At 62.7% G+C, this 3790-nt stretch carries 4 protein-coding genes and 1 pseudogene; all 5 read left to right on the top strand.

All coding sequences use genetic code 11. The annotated features are described in order from the left end of the window. The coding region (locus tag AC1DYI_RS29260) for a phage/plasmid replication protein, II/X family (RefSeq protein WP_477207635.1) at positions 1 to 1184 on the top strand (1184 nt) is incomplete at its 5' end. 14 nt (positions 1185 to 1198) lie between these two features. Next, on the top strand, positions 1199 to 1522 hold the full coding sequence (locus AC1DYI_RS29265) for a hypothetical protein (protein WP_477207636.1): 324 nt from the start codon (positions 1199 to 1201) through the stop codon (positions 1520 to 1522). 90 nt (positions 1523 to 1612) lie between these two features. Next, entirely contained in the window at positions 1613 to 1996 is a 384-nt protein-coding gene (locus tag AC1DYI_RS29270) for a hypothetical protein (protein WP_477207637.1), read from the top strand. A gap of 71 nt (positions 1997 to 2067) precedes the next feature. After that, positions 2068 to 2280, top strand: coding sequence for a hypothetical protein (locus AC1DYI_RS29275; protein WP_477207638.1), 213 nt, complete (start codon positions 2068 to 2070; stop codon positions 2278 to 2280). Positions 2281 to 2533: 253 nt separating this feature from the next. Further along, positions 2534 to 3790: pseudogene (locus AC1DYI_RS29280) on the top strand (hypothetical protein); the annotation flags it as partial.

A 3790-nucleotide genomic window follows, 5' to 3' on the forward strand; every position in this document is an offset into this window, starting at 1 on the left:
CCGTCGTCCAGATCGGCGCCGGCAACCGGCTGTCCCATCACCTTGCGGCCGCGCCGCAAGCCGAGCTTGCTCGGCTTCCGGCGGCGGCCGCGGGCTCAGGGTTAACCCGCGACGCGGGGCGGGACGTGCTAGTAACACGTCCCGTTTGTCCAAATTTTTGGACTGCTGAACAGCAGGCCCCGTTCTTTGTCGACTGGCTGAGCATCAGCCAGGTGCACGGTCAGGGTGGTCTGCCGATCGTCGATTCCGGGTGTGTTCTCGGCGTCGATGAGGATGGCGAGCTGGAGTGGAAGACGACTCGGGCGGTCAAGCACGAAGGCTCGTTCGAGACCTCGCTAAACGTCCGATGTGATGGCGAGCGGGTCACCTTCTCGGGCAACGTTTCCCGCTTCGGCCGGGCTGAAAACTTGTTCGGTTTCGGCCTGGTCGAGTGTTTCCGCCGGGTCAACGCTGTGCTTGCGCACTACGGCCTACCTGCGTTCACCTCGGGTCAGCGCATCGAGTACGTCAAGCGTGGCGATGTCCGCTACGGCTACACAGGTGCTCGTATCAGCCGCATCGACCTAACGGCCAATTTCGAGGCAGGCAGCGCGGACAACGCGCACGCCGTCATGCAGTACCTGGGTGCTCAGCACGCGGGACGGCAGGAGGGAAGGGTACTCGGTCAGGGCGAAACCGTCGCCTGGGGCTCTGGCTCTCGCCGGCAGTACTGGAAGGCCTACATCAAGCATTTGGAGCTGCAGCGACACGGCTGCGAAGACCAACGAGTGATTGAGCACTGCGCCTCGCGCGGCGTGGTGCGCTTTGAGGGAACGCTACGGTCTAACGCCCTGACCGATATCGGCTGCGCATTCTTGGGCGACTATGAATCGGGGTGGGCCATGGGCCAACTTATCCAACTGTTCAACGAGCACACGGAAGTGCTCTCTCGTGCCAAGCAAAGCACTGACGACTTCGAGGAGCTGCCTCGCGCCCTGCGCGCGACTGCACGCGACTACCTCGCTGGTATGGACGTCAAGGCACGAATGGGCCGCGCCAGCTTCTACAGCCACCGCAAACAGTTGCTTTCGTACGGCATCGATATCGCCGTGCGCAACGTCAAGCCTTTTCAACCTCGGGTGCGCTTGATCGAGCTGCGTCCCGCTGAGGTTCCCACCTGGTATCAGCTCGATCAAGCAGCCTGAAAGGGGCACAAGTCATGCGAGTCAAAGTCATCGGCATCAAGCGTTTCGAGGGAACGCTAGACGGCAAGGCCATCAACAGCGGCAAGCTGTTTTGCGAAGTGAAGCTGGACGACAGCCGCAATGGTCAGACCCAGTTTTCGAAGGGTCTGGCGATCGAAGAGATTCGTTTGCCCAGCGCCGAGCTGGTCAAGCGCGTCGAGCACYTGCCGCTGCCGTTCTGGGCCGAGCTGGATACCGAGCGCGTGAGCAACGGTCGCGAGGCGAAGGAAGTCGTGTACGACATCCGGCCGGTCGATCTTGCGACGCCGGCACCGGTCAAGGCAGTGAAGGCGGCCTAAGGTCATGCTCGGCGCTGTCTTGCTGGTGTTGGGCGCTTCCTTTGCCGGGGCTTCGCTCTACGGCGTGTGGCGCTTGCTGATGAGCCGCTGATGGGCATCGCAGCTAACGGGTTCTGTCATGCCACTGCAGAGGATGCAGCCTTGCATGCGTGCGGCACCTTGTACCCATTGGCCACTGCAGGCGTCGCCGGCGACGGCTCTGCGGTGACGGTGCTGGTCCAGTGCTCTGGCGTGACCGGCACGACCATGAACCTGCAGCGCTATCGCGACGGCGTCGACCTGGGTAGCCAGGCCGTGGCTTTCGTCGGTGCGCCCTGTGACGAGATGGTCTGGCTCACCTACACGCCCTTCAGCTTAACGGCAGAGCAGGGCACCGTGCTGGCGCTGGCCGTGGCTGCAGTCTGGGGCATCGGCTGGTGCTGGAAGGCCTTCCAGCGAACCCTGAACACTGGCGCTGAGCCAGCAAACGAATAACCGCGTGTTGCGGTCCCCTCGTGCGTGACACCGATAGCGCACGGGTTCTGTTGTCGGTGTGGAGAGTTCGAATGAACAAGATGTTTCGCTACGTGAGCCAGAACAAGAAGGCCATCGCCGCCGGCGCGGCCGTGGCTGCCATGGGTGCTGCCCACGCTGCAGCTGGTGACCCGGACACCTCGGCCATCGTTGCCGCCGGCGCTTCGGTTGCCGTGATCGGTGCCGCCGTGTTCGCGGTGTCGGTGGGCTCGAAGCTGTGGAAGTGGTTCAAGTCGGTTCTGTGATCCGACGGCACGAATCAGCAACGTGCCAGGGACCTAGGGCCGCTTCCTAGGTCCCTTTTTTCATCTGGGGGTCTGTCATGGGTATTTGGGTGTTAGTCGCGCTTCTGGGGGGGGTATGGCTCGCCTTGGATTGATCGTTTGCATGCTAGTCCTGGCAGTGCTGTCGGGCTTGCTCGTACCCTCGCCAGCTAGGGCCTACGGGCCGTCGCCAGGCGTTCCCGTGACCATCGACTGCTACGAGGTCACCTCGACGTTGAACGGCAAGTACTACCCCAGCAAGGGCGCTTGTCCTGGCAGCGTCGGTGGAGCTCGTGATGCGGATGCAGCCTTTTACGTTTCCGAGATGCAGCGAACGGCGGCTTCGAACGTGCACTACAGCTTCTCTGCCTTTACCAATTGCCCGGACTTTCCGGGGCCGACTGGCATGTGCAAGTGGGACATGCAACGTTGCGTCGACGGCAACGCCTGCACGATGCAGCCGGTTGGCATGACCTACGTTCACACCCAAAAGCAGGATTCGAAGTGTGATGGGGCTGGCTACCTGAAGTCTGGCGGTATGTGCTTTTGCGCGCCTGGCTACGCGTTGGTCAACAACTTGTGCCAGCCGTCTATGTGCCCGGCTGCCGGTGGTGTCGTCCCCAACACCGATGGCAAGACCTTTCAGTCGAGCGATACGAGTTCATCGGGGTTTCTCGGTTGCTTTAACGGCTGCCTGGTGTCGGGAGCTTTCGGCGCGAGGTCTGACGGTGGCGAGCACTGGATCATGGGTCCGCTGGTTCACACCGGCCAGCAGTGCAACCCTCAGGGCCAGGGGGGCACCTATCCGGGCATGAGTGACACCACGCCGAAGGTCGACAGTTGCCCACCGCCCAAGTGCCCTGGCTCGGTCAATGGCACCGCGGTTTGCGTGCCTTGCAGCGATACGTCGACGGGCGATGTCTCGAAGCCCAGCGGCTCGCAGAACAGCGGAGGCACCGAGACAACTACCACTTGCAGAGGGGGTGTCTGCACGACCACGACGAAGAACATCGGCGGTGATGGCACGACCGGCAACCCGACCGGCACGCACACCGGCACCGGGGGCAGCAACCCTAACGCCAACGGTACAGGCACCGGATCGGGCGATGGCAATTGCACGGGCAGCGACTGCCAGGATCAGCCGTCGTTCTGCGAAGACAACCCCGACTCGCCGATCTGCAAGGACTCGAACTGGGGCGGCTCGTGTGAGGCCTCGTTCAGTTGCGACGGAGACGAGATCCAGTGCGCCATCGCCAAGGAACAGCACATGCGCAACTGCACGTTGTTCGTGACTCATACGGACCTGTCGGACAAGGGAGCCGAAGCGACGCAGGGTGGTGACCAGCCGGTCGGCCACCCCTTCAGGGATGCACAGGCAACGTCGATCGACTTTTCGACTCGGATCGACCGCTCCAACCTGTTGTCAGGCAGCTGCCCAGCTGGCCGGACCATCACGGTCATGGAGCGGTCAATCGTGCTGTTGACCCAGGAG

This window comes from Ideonella sp. P3_A4 (genome assembly GCF_056403075.1).